At 63.2% G+C, this 16158-nt stretch carries 18 protein-coding genes; 2 read left to right on the forward strand and 16 right to left on the reverse strand.

Annotation, left to right across the window (positions count from 1 at the left end):
- Nucleotides 1–51: 51 nt before the first annotated feature.
- From EF888_RS15420 to EF888_RS15440, 5 genes are all read right to left on the reverse strand, one after another.
- Complete coding sequence (locus EF888_RS15420; protein WP_164721722.1) at nt 52–798, reverse strand: cation efflux transmembrane domain-containing protein; 747 nt, start codon at nt 796–798, stop codon at nt 52–54.
- Nucleotides 799–846: 48 nt separating this feature from the next.
- Complete coding sequence (locus EF888_RS15425; RefSeq protein ID WP_109760991.1) at nt 847–1032, reverse strand: hypothetical protein; 186 nt, start codon at nt 1030–1032, stop codon at nt 847–849.
- A 17-nt stretch (nt 1033–1049) separates the two neighbouring features.
- Nucleotides 1050–1820, reverse strand: coding sequence for a substrate-binding periplasmic protein (locus tag EF888_RS15430; RefSeq protein ID WP_109760990.1), 771 nt, complete (start codon nt 1818–1820; stop codon nt 1050–1052).
- A gap of 291 nt (nt 1821–2111) precedes the next feature.
- A complete protein-coding gene (locus tag EF888_RS15435; protein ID WP_109760989.1) occupies nt 2112–2501 on the reverse strand; it encodes a response regulator in 390 nt (129 codons plus the stop codon).
- Between the two features lie 5 nt (nt 2502–2506).
- Entirely contained in the window at nt 2507–3637 is a 1131-nt protein-coding gene (locus EF888_RS15440) for a sensor histidine kinase (RefSeq protein ID WP_164721723.1), read from the reverse strand.
- Nucleotides 3638–4280: 643 nt separating this feature from the next.
- On the opposite strand from EF888_RS15440, the gene EF888_RS15445 reads away from it, so the two are divergent.
- Nucleotides 4281–4691, forward strand: a complete 411-nt coding sequence (locus EF888_RS15445; RefSeq protein ID WP_206508337.1) for a carboxymuconolactone decarboxylase family protein — start codon at nt 4281–4283, stop codon at nt 4689–4691.
- 464 nt (nt 4692–5155) lie between these two features.
- Here EF888_RS15445 and EF888_RS15450 read toward each other — a convergent pair whose 3' ends face one another.
- The 6 genes from EF888_RS15450 to EF888_RS15475 form a co-directional block, all read right to left on the reverse strand.
- Nucleotides 5156–6187 carry an FUSC family protein gene (locus tag EF888_RS15450; protein ID WP_109760986.1) on the reverse strand — a complete coding sequence of 344 codons (1032 nt, stop codon included), beginning with the start codon at nt 6185–6187 and terminating at the stop codon, nt 5156–5158.
- 95 nt (nt 6188–6282) lie between these two features.
- Nucleotides 6283–6516 (reverse strand): c-type cytochrome, encoded by a 234-nt coding sequence (locus EF888_RS15455; protein ID WP_109760985.1) that lies wholly within the window; start codon nt 6514–6516, stop codon nt 6283–6285.
- Entirely contained in the window at nt 6429–8123 is a 1695-nt protein-coding gene (locus EF888_RS15460) for a glucose/sorbosone family PQQ-dependent dehydrogenase (RefSeq protein WP_241239693.1), read from the reverse strand. The genes EF888_RS15455 and EF888_RS15460 overlap by 88 nt, the downstream gene beginning before the upstream one ends.
- Before the next feature lie 421 nt (nt 8124–8544).
- On the reverse strand, nt 8545–8994 hold the full coding sequence (locus EF888_RS15465) for an ester cyclase (RefSeq protein WP_109760983.1): 450 nt from the start codon (nt 8992–8994) through the stop codon (nt 8545–8547).
- Between the two features lie 161 nt (nt 8995–9155).
- Nucleotides 9156–9659 carry an MBL fold metallo-hydrolase gene (locus EF888_RS15470; RefSeq protein ID WP_126918592.1) on the reverse strand — a complete coding sequence of 168 codons (504 nt, stop codon included), beginning with the start codon at nt 9657–9659 and terminating at the stop codon, nt 9156–9158.
- Entirely contained in the window at nt 9656–9985 is a 330-nt protein-coding gene (locus EF888_RS15475; protein WP_109760981.1) for an MBL fold metallo-hydrolase, read from the reverse strand. The genes EF888_RS15470 and EF888_RS15475 overlap by 4 nt, the downstream gene beginning before the upstream one ends.
- Before the next feature lie 76 nt (nt 9986–10061).
- Between EF888_RS15475 and EF888_RS15480 the strand changes: the two genes are divergently transcribed.
- On the forward strand, nt 10062–10658 hold the full coding sequence (locus EF888_RS15480) for a TetR/AcrR family transcriptional regulator (protein WP_206508338.1): 597 nt from the start codon (nt 10062–10064) through the stop codon (nt 10656–10658).
- A 130-nt stretch (nt 10659–10788) separates the two neighbouring features.
- On the opposite strand, the gene EF888_RS15485 is transcribed toward EF888_RS15480, so the two are convergent.
- The 5 genes from EF888_RS15485 to EF888_RS15505 all read right to left on the reverse strand — a co-directional run bounded on the left by EF888_RS15485 (nt 10789) and on the right by EF888_RS15505 (nt 16145).
- Nucleotides 10789–12222 carry a sensor histidine kinase gene (locus EF888_RS15485; RefSeq protein WP_109760979.1) on the reverse strand — a complete coding sequence of 478 codons (1434 nt, stop codon included), beginning with the start codon at nt 12220–12222 and terminating at the stop codon, nt 10789–10791.
- 11 nt (nt 12223–12233) lie between these two features.
- On the reverse strand, nt 12234–13229 hold the full coding sequence (locus EF888_RS15490; protein WP_109760978.1) for an adenylate/guanylate cyclase domain-containing protein: 996 nt from the start codon (nt 13227–13229) through the stop codon (nt 12234–12236).
- The gene (locus EF888_RS15495) at nt 13226–13594 is read right to left on the reverse strand and encodes a group I truncated hemoglobin (RefSeq protein WP_241239694.1); all 369 of its coding nucleotides are present in this window, start codon (nt 13592–13594) and stop codon (nt 13226–13228) included. Before EF888_RS15495 ends, EF888_RS15490 begins: the two co-directional genes overlap by 4 nt.
- A 130-nt stretch (nt 13595–13724) precedes the next feature.
- Entirely contained in the window at nt 13725–14885 is a 1161-nt protein-coding gene (locus EF888_RS15500) for an FAD-dependent oxidoreductase (RefSeq protein WP_109760976.1), read from the reverse strand.
- Nucleotides 14886–14897: 12 nt separating this feature from the next.
- Complete coding sequence (locus tag EF888_RS15505; RefSeq protein WP_109760975.1) at nt 14898–16145, reverse strand: flavin-containing monooxygenase; 1248 nt, start codon at nt 16143–16145, stop codon at nt 14898–14900.
- Nucleotides 16146–16158 lie beyond the last annotated feature (13 nt).

The following is a 16158-nucleotide window of genomic DNA, read 5'->3' on the forward strand; positions in this document are numbered from 1 at the left end:
ATTTCGAACAGCCGGGCGCCCCTACATCTTCCCTAAGCCGCCAAACACACCTTACCCGCTGCCTTGAACGGCATCCGCTCTCAGTCGAAGCGCTTGGAATGAACCATCAGGGGGTTTGACCCCCGTGCAGGGCACGATCGAGACGTCGTGCATGCGCCAGTGCAGATCGAGGAGCTCTGCCTCGAGTGCTTCGATGCGTTCGGGTGACACCGTAGCTTCGCGGGGAACGACATATATCGTGCCGGTGAGAAAGCGCCCCTCCTCGCGCAAACGTAGTCGGCTGTCGCGCACCCACGGCAGGCGGCGTATGTGACCTTCGGCTTCCTCAATCAGGGGACTGAACTCGTTGTCGTCGATCGTTCTCGGCATCTCGTCGCACAGGTCCCTGATGGCCGCGCCAGTGTGCTTGAAACCGTCGTGCAGCACGTCCAAGGCGATCACGATGGCGGCGGCCGCGTCAGCCCACCACCAGCCCATCCCGATGCCCAGGATGCCGACCACGGCCGCCGCTCCCGTCATCCAGTCGGCCTTGTTCATCAGGGCGTCGGCCCAAAGCGTCTTGTCGTGCAGCGTCCGTGCCGGCTCGACCTTCAGACGTCCGAAGATGACCGGCGGCACGACGCTGTAGACAAGCGCCGCGATCATCGCCCAGCCGAACCAGATCGTCATACCGAAGAGTTCGAAGCTGCCGATCGTCGGATGCTCTCTCTTGATCAGGGCGATGGAGGAATCGACCATCAGGAAAATCCCCACGCCGCCGAGGGCCACGGCGCTGATCAGGTAGGCGATCGACGTCACGCGGATGTAGCCCAGCGGGAAGCGCTCGTTCGGCTTCCATCCTTCGATCTAGGACGCGACAAGGAACGCGATGGGGGGCACGAAGCTCAGCATGTCCTCGATCCAGGCGGTCTTCATCGCCTGGCTGTTGCCGACCGTAAGATAGATCGCTGTCACGATCGTCGCGAGGACGACGATCCAGATGACCTCCAACCATCGGGCGCGGCGGAGGGCCTTCCGCTGTTCTTCCGGCATTCTGTGGATGGACCCGCTCATCGCTGGTTCGCGCGAAGACGCTCGTCCAGGTTGTTCGTATGACGACGGAGAAACCGCTCGATCTCCATCAGCCAGCCGTTTTCGCCCGGCCGCACTGCGACCACATGGTCCGCACGATGCAAGATGACGTCGACAGGCGTGAGTCCGAGCGCTTCAGCTTGCCAGCGCGGAACGGCTGCGAAGTTCACATCCTCGGACCACTCATCGACCGGGCGTCCGCCTTCGTCTACGACGAGCTCGGCGAGGGGCAGATGCTGCGGTACGAAGACCTGATCTCCCTGCGGTTTGGCATCGTCGGGAAGCTCGCCGCGCACGGCGAGGACGCTGTCCTCCTCGTAATAAACATAGCTGGGCGCAGCACCGGCAACTGGCATGACGTCCTTGCGATTGAAGCCCCCTATCGCGAGATCCACGCCACCCTGCTCAAGGCTCGAAAGGGCCGCGAAAGCATCGAGGCGTCGCCATACGATCCGTGCCCCGAACTCGTCCGCAAAGCCTTCGACAAGCTCCACTTCAACCCCGCTCAGTTCACCGTCGCGGTCCACGTCTGTCCAAGGCGGGTTGAGCGAGACGGCAACGGTCATCTCGCCGTCGGAAACGACAGATTTGAGCGTTCCCTCGGGATCACTTGGAAACTGGAGGTCGTCGCAGGCAGAGAGGGCTGGAATGAGCGCAAGGAGCACAATGAAACGACGAGGACCGCTCGTCTTACCTCGCGAACGAAGGGGAATTGTCCCCTGGACTGACGATGTCAGCTTGGTTGTCATATCTTAAGAGTTTTGACGCTGCTCCTCAGGGCGAAGAACGATTTCATGCTGTAACTCCTCCTCGAGCGTTGCGAACGTTCCAGCGAGCGCGCTCGACGCGAATTGGTGTCTAACAAGTGTCCGAACAGGCTTTCGCGACTTATGTTCCCACAAGCTCGCGCGAGGGCGGGGCAGGCGACCGCGATCGTGGGGCCGTTGCAAGCGGGTTGCTCAACACGTCGTCCATCGACTGTCCGCAAAACCAGGTGACATTGTTCGACACCTATGGGCGCAAAAGGACTGGTCACTGCTTTAGCGGAAGCTGGCGGAACGCAGCAGTTCGGCAAGCAGTGTCCGAAGCTTCGTCTCATCGACAGGTTTTCGGAGCATGGGAGCCTCGCTCAGAGCCCCGCTCAGATGATGGTGTTGATAAGCCGTCAGCACGAGGAAGGGACACTCCCTGTCGCGCAGCATGTCCGCTACGCGCTCGGAAGTTTCACCTCTCAGTTGAACGTCCAGGATAGACGCGTCCGGCCGCTCTTCCTCGATGAGGTCCAGTGCCGCCGACGTTGTCGCCACAGGACCGATAACTGTGCAGCGCCACCGCTCCAGAAGGTCCTTGAGATCGAGCGCGATCAGCCACTCGTCCTCTACGACGAGGATGCGCTGATCGGCGAGATCGTCGGTCTGGGAGTAGGTCATGGTCGTCAATCGTCCAACGGAATCTTCAAATGGTAACGCAAGCCTTGCGGCTGATAGTTCAGCTCCGCCTCGCCATCCAACGCATGGCCGACCACGTCTTCCAGAAGGCGCGTGCCGAAGCCCTTGCGCTCCGGCGGGGTAATCTCGGGCCCGTCCGCTTCTTCCCAGCTGATCACGAGCCGTTGGCGATCCGCGGCTGTTTCGTCGAGGCGCCAGGCGAGATGCACCACCCCGCCCGACACCGAGAGCGCTCCATACTTCGCAGCGTTCGTCGCCAGTTCGTGCAGGGCCAAGCCGAACATCCGCGCCTGTCTCGCCGACATCCGCACCGGAGGTCCATCGATCGTGATCTTTTCCGGGCTCTCGTGCCGATGCGGCTCAAGGATCTCCTGCGCGAGGATCATCGGATCCGTGTGGTTCTCACTCCTCTCGAACACCAACCCTTCGGCCGTTGCGAGCGCGTGAAGGCGAGCGATGAAGGCGCTACGAAACCCCTCTTCGCTGCCGTCCTTCGAAGTGGTCTGCGACGCAAGCGCGCGAACGAGGCCGAGCAGGTTTCTCACTCGGTGCCCGAGTTCCCGCGCAAGCAACTCGTGATCGAGGGCGGAGCGCCGAAGCTCGTCATGCGTCCGCACCCGGTCGATACCAGCCGCGAGCAGGTTGGCATAGGTGCGCAGGAAGGCGACGTCGTCATCACCGAAGTCGCGCGGTTCACGGGCATCAACCTCGAGAACTCCGAAGGCTTCTCCCTCTCCGGCGATGATGACGTTGACCATACTTCTTACGCCGTGGTGACGCAGGACGGCAGGCGTCTCGAAGCGCTCCTCCAGGTCCAGGTCCGGCGACACTACCGGCTGAGCGGCCCGGAGAGCGTATCCGCCGGGCGAGTGTTCGTGGTCTCCGAGCGTCTCCCGTCCGACGACGCCCGGCTTCCAGTTCACGCCGGCTCGAATGAGCATTTCGCCGCGCTCCGGGAGATGCTCGAGCACCTTCACCAGGTGGACGTCCAGCGCGCTCGAAACCAGTTCGCAGGCGCGGCCAAGAAGGTCGTCGATGTCGTCACATTGGAACGCGAACAGCCCGAAGTCAGCAAGCGCCGCGCGCTGCAGTTTCAGCTTCTCTTCGACATCTGACACCGACACCCCGGTTCCACCCCGACAATTTTGAAGTGACACATCAGTTCAATGTGACCGGTTCCGTTTTGTTCCGCTTCGCACTCAGGCACCGAAATAGCCCGCTTCATGGTGGTGCTTGGCCCGGATTTCGTCGAGCGCCGGGTCAACTACATCCGCAGCCTGGCGGATGGAACGTTGGCAAGCACCGTCATCTGCGGCACGAAGGCGGGTCTTTCTTGAAACCCTGGAAGGTATTCACGGACAGCTGTCGCTGACACCCGCCCGAGTCGCCGCCGGCACTGCTAGAGGAATCTGCCTTGAGACGGGATCGGTCCCGACCCACGCTCGCCCGATGACGAAACACAGCCTCATCAGGTACTTCGACCCGTCAGCCACGAGACCATCCGCTATTGGTGGCACCGGTAGCTGACCTCGGGGCCGACTGTACCGCCGGTCAAGTTTTAACGGAGACAACTGCTTGAAGCGTAACCGCTGCATGCCCCTAAATCATTGACAAGTATAGACGTTATTCGGACTGAGATTGGCGGACCAAGGGTGGACTAGGTTCCGGGGGCGGCTTGATCCAGAAAGTAGCCAGCCCCGGACGCGCTGTCCGGCGGCCTCACCCAAGCAAATCTGGAGAACAGAAATGAAGACATTCGTCATGGCCGCCGTCGTCGCGGTGGCCGCCTTCTCGGCACCCGTTTCCGCGCAGGAAACCACCGCCGAAACCTATTCCGAGATCAAGGAGGCCTTCGGCTTCGTGCCGACCTTCATGCAGGAGTACCCCGAGCACGGCATCCGCGGCGCTTGGATCATGACCCGCGACATGGAGTTCAGCGACCAGACCGAGCTCTCGCCCAAGGTCAAAGCACTCATCAATATCGCCGTGGGCGCGCAGATCCCCTGTCAGTACTGCGTCTTCGCCGACACGGAGGCCGCCCGTGCGGCCGGTGCGACCGAAGGCGAGATCAAGGAAGCCGTGGGCCAGGCGGCGCTGACGCGCCACTGGTCGACGATCATCAATGGCCTGCAGATCGACTTCGATCAGTTCAAGGAGGAGATGGGCGGCTAACAGCCGCGGTCGGCCTGGAAAACGGAGTAAGCGGACCCTCTCCATATAGTGAGGGGGCCCGCTGCACCGAAAGCTTCGGAAGGGACAATAGGCGAGGCGAAAGCCCGTGGATCCTCAAGAGACGTTTGAGTCCGCAAGGCAAACTTGCGGGCGCTCGCCGCGTTTGAACAGCCGCTCAAATGTGTGGTGGTTGCGCTCGGCGCGTGCAGCACGCTGTGCATCGTGCGGGGCTGGCAGTTGGCGACGACGGTTGCGCATCTCCCGTTTTGTCTGATCTGGTTTTTTTTTGCGTGACGCTGACTGTAACTCGGTTGCAAGTGGTCGCTGCGCACTCACATGCCGCCGCTTGGATCGGCATGGCGCCCACAACAGCGAGACCCGTCGCTTCTGTCAGCGGACCGCTTGGCGACCTCACGCGGGTCGTACGCTCCGGGCGGCATTGTCATGCTGTGGTGAGGTCTCGTTCAGTTGTGCGCCCGTTGGCGGTCCTGATCCTCCAACGTGTCGACCAATGCGCCCAGCGATGACCGAAGCTCCTTAAGTCCGAATGTGAGCGCGAGCCGAGCGCCGACGGCTTCCGTATCCTGGTCGGAATCGATGGAGCGCTCGGTCAGACTCTGAAGTGTTCGGTCGATGCTGTTCAGTAGCTTGCGCGGATTATCGCTGCCGGTGAGGATTCGATCGAGGGCCTCACTTAAATCCTTGCGGACGTCGCGCACCTGCTTGTCCATGTCGTGGAGAACGCTTCGGTCTCGCGAGAGAGCGTCGTCCGCCCGGTCCACGATGATCGTCGCGTTATAGAGACGGCGCACAGCCGCAAGCCTCTCGTCTTCTCGATCGCCACGAACCCGTGTGTAGGAATCTGCCTCTCGAGCGAGCGCCATCTCCCGATCGTAACGCGGCGCGATCTCTTTCGCTTCCGCCTTTCCATGACCGGCTGCCGTTGCCACAGCATCGTCCGTGCGGTCTCTCACTGCCCGAAGAACACGGTGGAAGTGTTTCTCGCGTCGGGTGCGTGAGCGCTCTGGCCACACCACGAGGGAAACCAAAATCCCCAGGCCCGCACCAAAGGCGATTGCGGTGGCTCTGCTCACGGCGGTCTGGAAAGGATCGACCTCTGATGCGAGGGAAATGCCCACGGCCGCGACGAGTCCGTAGGTCCAGTCGGATCGGAAAGACGCAAGTCCGCTGACCAGAAAGACGGACAAGGCGAGAGCAAGCGTTTTGCCGACCTCATAGGGCAGCGCCAGCAAGGTCACGAGCCCGGCGGTGGTACCCACCAGTGTGGCGACCAGCCGGGCGCCGGCGGATCTGGCGGTGCCTCCGATGCTGGGCTGAAGAATGAATACGGCGCTCAACACACCCACAAATATTTCCGATAGCCCCATCAGCCGCATCAGAAGAAAGGTCGAAGCTGCCGCGACGGCGCCCTGAAGCGCCGCTCGAGCTGCGTCCTTCCAAGCATCTGGACGGGATGACGTCAGGATCTTCGGCATTTGTCGTTGCAACCGATCAACACCTCGAACCGTCTGCGCAGAGAAGTGACGTGAGCCGCGGTCAGAGCGTCACCTTCCGGATCTCAGCGGGCCGCTTACCGAACCTCGCGCACCTGATCGGTCGTGAGAGCGCCGTAATCGTTGCCCCAAGAGTTGCGAATATAAGTGCCGATTTCGGCGATGTCGTTGTTGGTGAGACGGTCACCGAAGGCTGGCATGTAACCGAAGCCGTGAACGGTCGTCATGGCGAGGAATTCGTCGTCGGCCAGCTTCTCGTTCTCGGCCAGCACGGCACCGGCGCCGCCGCGGCCGGCGGGACCGTGGCACATCGCGCAGTTCTGAGCATACAGCGGCGCGCGCCGAGCGCGGCGACCGCCGGGATATGGGCCTCTTCGGTCACGGAGACGGCATCCGCAGCCGAGGCTTCGGGACGTTCGGACATGTCGTCTTCGGTCGCAGCGGCTGTTCCCGCCTCGGTGCCGCCGGTGGCCGGATCTTCCCATTCCTGTGGCGCCCCGCCCTCTCTTGCCCCGCCAAGGACCTCGCCGACCGTCGACGGGCCTGCGGCGAAGCTGAGTCCGCCGCCGCCATTTTCGGCGTAGGTGAACATCAGGATTGCGCCTGGATTGTGCAGCACCGAAGTGTTGAGCCCTTCACCGAACTTCTGGGCTGCCGAGCCGAAGGCGTCGGTGGCCAGAAAGACGGTCCGGTTGTCGGGCGCGACCAGCACGTCGCGATATCGGTTCTGTGTGGACAGCCAGGCCTCCGGCGGGCCTTCCGCTTTGGTGCCGTCGTCGGACATGTGCTGGACGTACAGCGTACCGTGCTTGAGCGTCGGGATCAGCACAGAGTTGTCCCATTCCGGGATGCCATCCTCGCCAGCCTGATAGGGTAGCACCGACGAAGGCGCGATGGTCGGGTCGCAGATGTAGCCGCAGACATCGCCGATCGGATAGTCGTCGTCGACCGTCCAGTAGGTCGCCAGCGGCGGCACCAGCTTGCCCGGAAATTCGCTTTCCTGAAATTGCGGCACAGTGTCGGGCAGCGGATCGGTGTTTGGGGTGACATCGTCGGGCGCTTCGGCCCAGTCGATGAAACGATAGTTCCTGTCGTCGATGTTGCCCGCGACCCAAGGCCAGCCGTAATTGCCGCCCGGAATGATGAGGTTCAGTTCGTCATCGGTTGCCGGGCCGTGTTCGGTTTCGTAGAGCTTGCCGTCAAAGCCGAAAGCCAAACCCTGCGGGTTGCGGTGGCCGAACGAGTAGACGTGGCTGCGGACGCCGTCGATCTCGGGGTTGTCCTCGGGGATCGTGCCGTCGGGATTGAGGCGCAGGATCTTGCCGGAATAGGTGCGCCAGTTCTCGCTATCGACCTCGTCCTGCGTGGGCAGCGTCAGGGCCAGGTTCTCGCGCCGCTGGTTGCGGCCGAAATTGGCACCCTGGTCGCCGATGGAATAGTAGATCTTCCCGTCCGGTCCAAAAACGACACGACCGGCATTGTGGTCATTCCAGGCGGGCAGCCCCCTGATGAGCGGCATCGGCTCGACCAGCTGCTGGAGATCCTGGTTGTAGGTGTAGCGCACGATCTGCGCCGAGGGGTCAGGGTCTTCCTCTGTGCCATTGTTGATCGTGTAGGAAATGTAGATGTAGTCGTTGCCCGTGCCCTGCAGCAGCTCGGGATGCAACGCCATGCCCAGAAGGCCTTCGTGCTGCGGTCCGCTGTAGACATCCTCGAGCGCCAGGAGCACCTGCTGGGCGCCGGTGATGGGATCGACGCGCGTCACCTCGCCGCTGGTACGCTCCGTCAGCCAGATCATGTCGTCCGGACCCCAGTTCAGTGCCCAAGGATCGCTGAGGTCGGTCGTCAGCACGCGGGACGAGAAAAGCGAATTGTTGCCGGTCTCGACGTCGACTGGAAGCACCTGCGCGGCGGCCATTCCGGTTCCAAGGAGCAATGCAGCGACAAGAGTGCCACCAGCGCGCGATGCTCTGATTGCTTGATCGTGCCCAAACTGAACGCTGCATCGTACCATGTTCACCTCTCTGGAATCGTGTGTTGGCGGCGAGCGAATGCCCTCCGAAATTGTGACGCCGTTTCACCGTTAACTTGTCGCGTCCGGCACGGTTCCAACCTTCGCCTGGGGTCTTGCGTATGCGACCTGAGTTATAGCGGAGCGGTGTCCTGCCTACGCGGCATGGTCGAATAGATCTCCTGCACGCGGCAGCGGCCGCACGGCTTCAGTCGGCGGCACGGGCGCAAGGCGCGGTCCCGCGCCAGATTTGTATTTGCGCAGCACATGTTCAGTTCCTTTTTTTCAGAGGCGAGCCCGGCGGGTGCAGGCCGGGCTCGCCTAGGTGTCAGGCCGCTACGGCCCGACCCTTGCCCAACTGCGAAACCAACAGTGGTTCGTTGATGGTCAACCAGGTTTCGGCGATCTTGCCTTCCTCCATCCGGTAGAGCGCGACGCCATCGAAGACGACGCGGGTGCTGTCAGGCGCGATGCCCTGGAACTCGCCCGAATGGGTCGCCCAGATCTCCCAATGCGCCGAGACGAAGTCCTCGGTCGCGATGGTCTTCAAGGTCAAGAACGTCATGTCGCTGAAGGACTCGCGGAAGATGCGGAAGAACGCCTTGTAGCTCTCGCGGTCGTTGAACTCGCCGTTCGGAAACCCCGGGAAACCGTGGCATACGATGTGGGGGACGACGGTCTCGTCGATCACATCGACATCGTCGATGTTCGCCGAATGCGTGCCGGCGAGGAAGCGGGCGACAGTCGCCTTGTTGGTCTCGATAATGGTGTTCGTCATGACTTTTCTCCTTGGTTGATTTGAGGTGGTGAGTGCCGGCGGTCCCCGCGTAAGCAGTTGCGATGAACCGGCGTGGGAGCGGTGAAACCTTGCCGTCAGAATTACCGGGCTTGGACGCGCTCCCAGTCGCGCCCATGTCGAGCCGATAAGGGGACTGCGGCTCAGGCGAGGATGGCCTCGACCTGGGCAGCGATTTGCTGTGTGACGGCCTCGGTCGTTCCGCGCCCATAGGCGCTTCGGACGATGTCCGTCAGGGTGTCCAGCCGATGCGAGACGGGCAGATGGCCCGAGAGCACATGCGCGGGGTCGAGCGCTTCCAGGGCTCCCAGCATCCGGCCGAGCGATGCTCGGTCCATTTCTGCAAGCCAGGGCGCATCCACGCTCGACCAGGCGACGAGGCCTTCGCGCAGCCCGTCCTCGGGGATCTCCTCGATGGTTTCGACACTGCCGGGCAACAGGGCGCCGAAGGCGTCGGCGGCAAAGAAGACGCGGTCGGTCTCGTCGAAGAAGCCCATCGTCTCGGGCGCGTCGTAATAGGGCGGTTTGACCTGATGCAGGCGCCGACTGCGGACCTCGAACACTTCGCCGGGCTCCAGCAGGCGCATCCGCGAAGGATCGCCCACTCCCATCATCCCCATCTTTCCCGCACCGAGGAAGTTGGTCACCACCCTGGCGTTCGGCGCGATTGCGAGGCGCGGTCGAGATTGCCGATGTGGTCGGCGTCGGTGTGGCTCAGCCAGATCCAGCGCAGGTCTTCGGGGTCGATCTCGGCGCCGAGGTGCTCGATCATCGCGTCCGACAGGGCGCCAAGTCCTGTGTCGACGAGGACCGGCTCGCGCCCCTTCAGAAGAAACGCATTGATCGGCAGGGCGCCAAGGCCTGGCACGGGCAGCCAGGATGGCAGCGCGGTCCAGGCGTCGGTCACGGGCTGCGCGTGCTGTTGGACGGGTTCGGTGATCGGTGTCATGTTGGCCTCACTTTCAGTGAACATCAATGTTCACCTGAAGTGTCGGATAGGCGATTCAGATCCACTTGTCAATCATTCGATGATCAGCCATGTTCATCGAATGACAGGACAGAAGCGCCCCTACCGCCTGCGCGAGCGCGCCAAGTCGCAGGAAGAAACGCGACAAAAGATCGTCGAAGCCACGATGCATCTGCACGAAGAGATCGGCCCGCGCGCCACGACCATCAGCGCGATTGCCGAACGTTCCGGCGTGCAGCGGCTGACGGTCTATCGGCACTTTCCCGACGAGACTGCGGTCTTCCAGGCCTGCACGTCGCACTGGCTGTCGCTCAATCCGCCGCCCGAATCTGCCGAATGGTCCGGTCTCGAGGACCCGAGGGCGCGTTTCGAGGCAGCCGTCGCGGCGTTCTACGCCTACTTTTCGCGTACCCGCCGCATGTGGACCGTGTCCTACGAGGACGTCGCGCATGTCCCGGCCTTGCAGGGCCCGATGGCGGAGTTCGCCGCCTATCTCGATGGCGTCTCGAAGGGGTTGCTCGCTGCCTTCGACGGGGCGGCGGACATGCACCATATCGCGCCAACTGTTCGCCACGCGCTGCGCTTTCAGACCTGGGCGAACCTCGAAGATCAGGGGCTGGACGACCGCGGCAAGGTTGCCTTGGTGTCTCATTGGCTATGCTGCCCCGAGCGAGGCTGAGTCCGGCGCTCAAGTCCCTGACGCTCGTCGAGAGCCGCGCGACGGCGACCAGGCTCATTCGACCGCGCGATGGGATCATCGCTGTGCTGTGCTGGGTGGTGTCAGGGACGCCTCGGCGACAGCCGCCAGCCTAGGCGGGATCGGGAGCGACAGGAAGATCCACGACGAAGGCAGCGCCGCGATCCCTCTCGGCTTCAAGGTCGATCGACCCTCCATGTGCCAGCACGATGCGGTGCGACAGCGCCAGACCCAGTCCAGTGCCCTCGCCGGCCTCCTTCGTGGTGAACAGGGGATCGAAGACCTGAGCAGCGATCTCGCGAGGAATACCCGGACCATCGTCCACCACGCGGATACGGACGTGTCCGTCGATACTGCAAGCCGTTACGTCGACTCGCGATCCGGTGCCGGATGCGGTGATGGCCTGCACCGCATTCATCACAAGGTTCATCAGCACCTGGACCACCTGCACTTCGTCGACCAGCAGGTCGGGCAGATCCGGTTGCAGATCGATGTCCACATTGATCTCCGGCTCATCCATTTCGGCGCGAAATGCCTCGACAGCGCCCTGGACCAGGCGCGCGGTCCCCACCCTTGCTACGGACAGCGGCCGGTCTCGCACCATGGAGAGGAAGGTCCTGACGATACGCACACATCTTTCGGCTGAAGCCGTCAGCTTCTCGACCCGCGGTATCAACGAGGTGTCCAAATCCTCTTCAAGAAGCAGATGTGCGTTGCCGACGACGACGGACAGAGGATTGTTCAGCTCATGAGCGATTCCGGCAAGCAACTCGCCAAGGGCAGACATCTTCTCGAACTGGAAGATCTTCTTCTTTTGACGCTCGATCTCGGCTTCCGCGGCGAGCCTCTCGGTCAGATCCTCCAGGCTGGCGACGATCACGTCCTCTCCGCGGTAGTCGATGAGCCGTGCCGAGAGGAGCGCGGGAAACTCGCTGCCATCCCCGCGGCGCGCCGTGATGTGCATGTCGTCGACGCGCGCCGTCGGGAGGAGTTGCGTGATGAAGTCGGCCCGATCCTCGCGATTGGCGAAATGTTCGAGGCTGTTGAACCCCTTGCCAAGAAGATCCGTCGCGGCGGGCGACCGGTAGAGTACGCGTCCGTCTCCGATGCGAGACATGATCAGGCAGACCGGGCAAGCGAGAAGGACCTTGGACATCAGTTCTTCGAGTTCGCTCGCGACCTTGTCCTCGCGGCCTCCCTCGGCGAGCCGGCGAAGCACAAGCGCAAAGCCGTCGCCCGACACCTCCACCAGCTCCGGCCGCCATTCCTCGCCGGCGAGCCCGATCTGGAGTTCGGACAATAGATCGGTGCGCCCGAGATAGCGCTCCTCGATGATCCGCAGGCTGACGGCCGCAGCTTCACTCAGCAACCCGACGCGGACGCATTCCGTGAGAAAGACATTCCATGGCGTGCCCGTTGAAAGATAGGGAGAGACGACGGAGAAGGCCTTGCGGAACGATGGATTGACGGTCACGAGCTGGGAGTCAGCATCGAAGATGCCAATCGGTTCCGAGGCCAACGCAACTGCTTCTTCGATGCCGGTCATGGCGCCGACAGTCACTCGGTTGCGCTTTGCAGGATGCGGAGCCCGTCACCTTTGTCGATCACCGCGAAGCCCTCGCCGAGAAGCGCCGCGGTCGAAAGGTCGGTGGCTACCGTCATCGTCTCGGCGCTGCGGCGCACCTTGTTGGCAGTGGTCACGGCCGGCCCGAAGACGTCGTAGACATACTTCTGCACCCCGACCACCGAGCCGATCACCGACCCGCTGGCGATACCGATCCGGATCGGCCATTTCATCTGGTGCGTCTCGTTACGCCGGCGGATGAAGCGCAGGAACCGCACTGCGGTGCCGGCGATTGCCGCGGCATGATCGCCGACGGGGTCGGGAACGCCGGCAACGGCGATGTAGCTGTCGCCCATCGTCCGGATCCGCTCGCAACCGAACTGCTGGCCGATCCGGTCGAATGCGGTGAAGATGTCGTTGAGGTCCGCCACGACGGAGGCGGGGTCGTTCGCTGCGAGCAAGTCGGCGAAGCCTTGGAAGTCCACCGAAATGACCGACACGGAGTCGAACGTTCTCGGCACGACTGCACCGAACGAACGGAACTCTTCATAGGCCGAGCGGGGCATGAGGTTCAGCAAGAGCTTCTCGACCTGCTCCTTTTCGCGCCGGATCTCGTGCGTATTTCTCTCGACCATCATGGCGTAGGAATCGATCATCGATTCCAACTCCTTGATCCGGCTTATGTTCTGACAAACGAGCACGGCGAGGTTTTGCTCTTCGAGGGCCCGGTTGAACTCGATGGCCACCGTCATGGATCTGCGGCCCGACTTGAAGGTGACTTCGACGGTGTGGCGGCCTTCCGTCCGAAGCTTCTCAAGTGCCGCCATCACGTCGAGAGTGCCGACTATGACCGCGCCGTCACCTCTGTCCGCGCCGAACCATTCGCTGAAGGTGTCATTGGCGAAACGCACGGCGCCGGTCGTCACGTCGACCAGCGCGACGCCCACTCCGATGGCCCGGAGAAGCTGCTCGTTGATAGCTTCGATCATGCGTCTTCTGCCTCGACCAGGACCTGGCGTCGGGCTTCGATGCCCTCCAGCAACTCGGCCACGTGATCGGGCGCGATACCGGATTCTTCCAGCGTCTGGGCGACCAGCTCCTTCAGCCGGTCGAAATGGCTGTTGTGGATCCCCAGCCCCCGGTGTGCCCCGCGGAGATGCGCGTCGGTGAAGGCCGCCGGTCCACCCATGAGCGAGGCCACGAACTTGGTCTGGTGGTCGATCAGACGCGGCATGTCGACGTCCTCGAAGAACGGGCCGATGTCATTGTCATCGAGGATGTGGTCGTACAGTCGGATGACGATGCGGCTGACCGTGCCGAAGCCGCCATAGTGTTGATAGAGAGTCTCGGACATCAGCGTCGCCTCCGGATGCCGGGCGAAATGGATCAGGAACAGGTCGATCGCTACCCTTGACCGGCGTCAGCCGGACCGCGCATCAAACGCTTCTCACCACCGACGAGTTTCCGCGCAAGTTCCATTGAATTCAAGCCGCAATGGCCTTGAGCGAAAAGCGATCCTGCATCCAGGCCTGTTCGTCGCGCATCGCCGCACTGAGCCATAGGAACAGGTCGCGGACTTCCGTCACGGGCATATCGAAGGCGGCGAGCCTGTCAGTCAGGGTCCAGATGTCCTTGGTCACGGCATCGCGCGCCGCGGCGAAATCCGACAGTGCCTGATCGGTTCCCGATGCAGCCGCCCGCGCCAGAACTTCGGCGTCGCGAAAGGCGTCGGTCATGCCATGTGCGGTCACCGGATCCCTGAAATAGCCCGCATCGCCCACGAGGGCCCACCCTGGACCCGCTGCCTGGTGCATCCGGCCGACGTGACCGCCGAACACCTTGGGCACACCGACGATCTCTGCGTCGTTCATCATGACGCCCAACTCTGCGTTGGTCTCGCTCGCGAGGTGCCGAAGCGCCTCGGTTTCGGTCATGGTGGCGCGGAGTCCTCTGAAGCTCTCGGGCCTGACCGAGGCGATGACACAACTCTGCCCGCCGTTCGTCGGCAGAACGCCCACCGAAAGTCCCTTGGCGAAGAAGGCATGGTTGTCGGCCAGGGGCATTCCCCGGACATATGCATAGATGTGGGTCAGCGCGTTGATGCCCTGCCTGGTGACGGGTGCACCGAGACGCCGGGCAACGGTCGACCTGAGCCCGTCGGCGCCGACCACCAGCCCGGCCGAGACGTCGTACGTCCGGCCCAGAGGATCGGACAGAATGACACCCGTCACCCTCCCCGATCCCTCTCGCAAGACGTCCCGGAAGGCACAGCGGTAGCGGAGTTCCGCGCCGGCCTCGGCGGCGGCCTCGGCGAGAACCCGGTCGGTGATGTGCCGGCGCGTGCCCATCATACCCGGCACACCGTTCATCGGGCGCAGATCGACCGGGATCACTTCGTCTCCGAAATGGAAGGTCGACCGCCCGATCCAGGGGGTATCGTGAGCCATCAGTCTCTGGGCAACCCCCCACCTTTCAAGCTGCATGACGGCGCCGCGGGTCATCGCGTGCGAGGACAGCGTGTCGGTCCCGGCTTCGTCGCGATCTACGCAGAGAACACTCATTCCCTGTTTCGCCATCAGCATGGCAACGGAGGCTCCGGCGCAGCGTGCGCCGATGACCACGGCGTCAAATGTTTCGGATCTCATGTCTCTGTCTCCTCAAGCGACTTTGGGCATGGCTTCGGCCCCCAGGTGCCAGACGACCTGCGTTACGATGTCCTGCGCGTCTGCGCCGACACCGTCGATGAAGGTTGAGTTCCGGCGGCGCATGAACGGCAGCCCCAGCGCGTAGAGCCCCGGCACGGAGGTCACGCCGCCGCTATGGCGAAGCTCGCCCGCGGCATCGAGGACCGGCAGTTTCAGCCAGGGATAGCTCCGTCGGAAGCCCGTCGCCCAGACCACTGTGCGGATACCTGCTGCGTCGAGGTCCAGGGAACCCTTTGTGCCGGCGACGAAGCGAGGCGGACGGGGCCGCTCGTCTCGTGGCGCCTCCGTGCCGGAGCGCGAAATCCAGTCGTCGATACGAGCGAGGAGGTCGGCGCGACGGCGGTCGGCGCGTGCAATCTGCTCGGACAGGTCGCCGGAAAGGCTCACACGGCCGTCCTCTCCGCCGATGACGCGTGAAACGGGAAGCACGTTCATGCGAACGAGCGAGTCCAGAGATATGTCGCGTCCGGTCGTGGAGCCGACCAGCTGGAGCGAAGGTTGTTCCAGCGCGCGCTTTTCATCGAGCGTATGCGGACGCGGCTCGGAAAGGATGCCCGACGCGTCGAGCCATTCCATCACGTCGCGCCCGCGCCACCGACGTGGCGTCGGGGCGTGGCGGCCGACGGATATCGTGACGTCGTGACCGGCGAGACGAAGCTCCTCGGCGAGTTGCAGGCCCGTCGCGGACGCGCCGACCACAAGCACCCCGCCGGACGCGATCTGGTCCGGGTGGCGATAGTCGCGGGTCGTGATCTGTTCGATGCGGGTCGCGATGCGAGCCGACCAGTCGGGCCGGTTCGGAACGTCGCAGGCTCCTGTCGCGACAATGACCGCGCGCGCACGGAAGGCGCCCGCACCGCTCTCGACCAGGAAGCCATCGCCTGACGGCGTGACGGCCCGTACCGGCGCATCGGTCACAACCGGTGCATTCGAAACCCGCGCGTAGCGTTCGAGAAACGCGGCGACCTCGTCGCGCCGCATGAAGCCGTTCGGGTCGTCGCCGTCGTAGGCATGACCCGGCAGGCGAGTCATCCAGTTGGGGGTCAGCAGTCTCAACGACGACCAACGCTCGTTGTGCCAGCGGTCGGCCACATGCCCGCGCTCCAGCACGACATGGTCGATGCCCCTGTGGCCAAGGCAACGGCTGGCGGCGAGGCCTGCCTGGCCCGCGCCTATGACAATGACGTCGGTAACTTGCATGGAACCGGCTTTC

This window comes from Silicimonas algicola (assembly GCF_003970735.1).
GTDB classification, from domain to species: Bacteria; Pseudomonadota; Alphaproteobacteria; order Rhodobacterales; family Rhodobacteraceae; genus Silicimonas; species Silicimonas algicola.

What these genes read in the sequence shown, in the direction of transcription:
- EF888_RS15425 (WP_109760991.1), bottom strand. Translation starts at nt 1,032, where the DNA reads ATGCCGGAAGAACAGCGGAAGGCCCTCCGCCGCGCCCGATGGTTGGAG.
- EF888_RS15430 (WP_109760990.1), bottom strand. Translation starts at nt 1,820, where the DNA reads ATGACAACCAAGCTGACATCGTCAGTCCAGGGGACAATTCCCCTTCGT.
- EF888_RS15435 (WP_109760989.1), bottom strand. Translation starts at nt 2,501, where the DNA reads ATGACCTACTCCCAGACCGACGATCTCGCCGATCAGCGCATCCTCGTC.
- EF888_RS15445 (WP_206508337.1), top strand. Translation starts at nt 4,281, where the DNA reads ATGGCCGCCGTCGTCGCGGTGGCCGCCTTCTCGGCACCCGTTTCCGCG.
- EF888_RS15450 (WP_109760986.1), bottom strand. Translation starts at nt 6,187, where the DNA reads ATGCCGAAGATCCTGACGTCATCCCGTCCAGATGCTTGGAAGGACGCA.
- EF888_RS15455 (WP_109760985.1), bottom strand. Translation starts at nt 6,516, where the DNA reads ATGTGCCACGGTCCCGCCGGCCGCGGCGGCGCCGGTGCCGTGCTGGCC.
- EF888_RS15460 (WP_241239693.1), bottom strand. Translation starts at nt 8,123, where the DNA reads ATGGCCGCCGCGCAGGTGCTTCCAGTCGACGTCGAGACCGGCAACAAT.
- EF888_RS15465 (WP_109760983.1), bottom strand. Translation starts at nt 8,994, where the DNA reads ATGACGAACACCATTATCGAGACCAACAAGGCGACTGTCGCCCGCTTC.
- EF888_RS15475 (WP_109760981.1), bottom strand. Translation starts at nt 9,985, where the DNA reads ATGTTCACTGAAAGTGAGGCCAACATGACACCGATCACCGAACCCGTC.
- EF888_RS15480 (WP_206508338.1), top strand. Translation starts at nt 10,062, where the DNA reads ATGACAGGACAGAAGCGCCCCTACCGCCTGCGCGAGCGCGCCAAGTCG.
- EF888_RS15485 (WP_109760979.1), bottom strand. Translation starts at nt 12,222, where the DNA reads ATGACCGGCATCGAAGAAGCAGTTGCGTTGGCCTCGGAACCGATTGGC.
- EF888_RS15490 (WP_109760978.1), bottom strand. Translation starts at nt 13,229, where the DNA reads ATGATCGAAGCTATCAACGAGCAGCTTCTCCGGGCCATCGGAGTGGGC.
- EF888_RS15495 (WP_241239694.1), bottom strand. Translation starts at nt 13,594, where the DNA reads ATGTCCGAGACTCTCTATCAACACTATGGCGGCTTCGGCACGGTCAGC.
- EF888_RS15500 (WP_109760976.1), bottom strand. Translation starts at nt 14,885, where the DNA reads ATGAGATCCGAAACATTTGACGCCGTGGTCATCGGCGCACGCTGCGCC.
- EF888_RS15505 (WP_109760975.1), bottom strand. Translation starts at nt 16,145, where the DNA reads ATGCAAGTTACCGACGTCATTGTCATAGGCGCGGGCCAGGCAGGCCTC.